The following is a 1,513-nucleotide window of genomic DNA, read 5'->3' on the forward strand; positions in this document are numbered from 1 at the left end:
CCATAAAAAGGCTTGCGGAGGCCGATGGATACTGGGTAAAAGTGATTTGCCAAACACAAAATACCCCGATCCAGGAGGCCACCGCAAGTGAAGTCCAGCAAAGCACAGATTCAGGCAAAAGTCCACAGGGTTCCCCACCTCAGGTTTGAAGATCAGAAGCTCACCTCGTTCTCGGGTCTTGTCGTTTTTCAGGCGCTCTTTGAGCGCTTGCAGCTGAAGGAGCGTTTGCGGCGCTGTTTTTCTCATCTAGGGGTCTCGCCGATCTTTGGCCGCTACCTGGTTGTCCTGTTGGTGATCATCCATCTTCTATTAGGGTTTCGGCGTCTGCGGGAGGTGGACTACTACCGTGACGATCCGCTGGTTTTGCGCTTACTCGGCTTGCACAGGCTTCCCGATGTTTCCACGATCTCGCGATCGCTTTCCCAGATGGAGGCCAAGGCTGTGGATAACCTCAGAGAGCTGTCCCGCACGCTGGTCCTCGAAGGGCTCAAGCGGACGCGGTTTGTGCGAGTCACCCTCGATTTCGACGGCTCCGTGCTCAGCACCAAGGCCCATGCCGAAGGAACTGCGGTCGGGTTCAACAAGAAGAAAAAAGGCGCGCGCAGTTACTATCCCCTGTTCTGCACGGTAGCGCAAACCGGCCAGTTTTTCGATCTCCTCCACCGACCAGGAAATGTGCACGACTCAAAGGGGGCCGTTGAGTTCATGAAAGGGTGCTTCGAGAAGGTCCGAGGCGAGGCTAATCCGCCCGTCTTGGAGTCCCGCATGGATGCGGCCTTCTTCGACAAGAACATCCTTGGTGTCCTCGATGAAGCCGGGGTGAAGTTCACGGCTTCTGTTCCATTCGAGCGATTCGCAGAGCTCAAGGGCATGATCGAGCACAGGAGGCGCTGGTGGCACATCGACAAAGAGTGGTCATACTTTGAAGCCTCCTGGAAGCCGAAGTCCTGGGATTGCCCCTATCGTTTCATCTTCGTTCGCAGGAAAGTCAAACGTCAGTACAAGGACCCTATCCAGCTCGATCTCTTCGAGCCGCGCCATTTCAGCTATCACTACAAGGTGATCGTCACCAACAAGGGCGACTCCGCAAAGCTTGTGGTCTTGTTCCACAATGGGCGCGGCTCCCAAGAGGCTCTGTTCGGCTTGGCCAAAAACGAGGTCGGTCTCGATGTCATTGCCACCCGACGCTTGGCGGCCAACCAGACCTTCACCCTGTGCGCCATGCTGGCCCACAACCTGTCTCGGGAAGTACAGATGCTTGCCGCTCCCGCAGCCCTGCGGGCTCGACCTAAAAGACCCGCGGCATGGAAGTTTCAAACCCTGGATACGCTCAGGCACCGGTTCATTCAGCGCGCTGGGCGCCTTATCCGACCACAGGGAAACCTGACACTCATCATGAGCGCCAATCCTTCGGTTCGCAAAGACCTCCTGCACTTCCTCGATGCCGTCACGAAGGCAGCTGCCTAAAAGCAATCTCGCCTGGCCAACTCTTTTGCAACGTTGGGGTATAAGC

At 56.4% G+C, this 1,513-nt stretch carries 1 protein-coding gene; it reads left to right on the plus strand.

The genetic code is table 11. From position 1 onward, the window contains the following. Positions 1 to 87: 87 nt before the first annotated feature. Positions 88 to 1,467, plus strand: coding sequence for an IS1380 family transposase (locus AC11W3_RS14850; RefSeq protein WP_484093248.1), 1,380 nt, complete (start codon positions 88 to 90; stop codon positions 1,465 to 1,467). Positions 1,468 to 1,513 lie beyond the last annotated feature (46 nt).

The organism is Geomonas sp. (assembly GCF_056994735.1).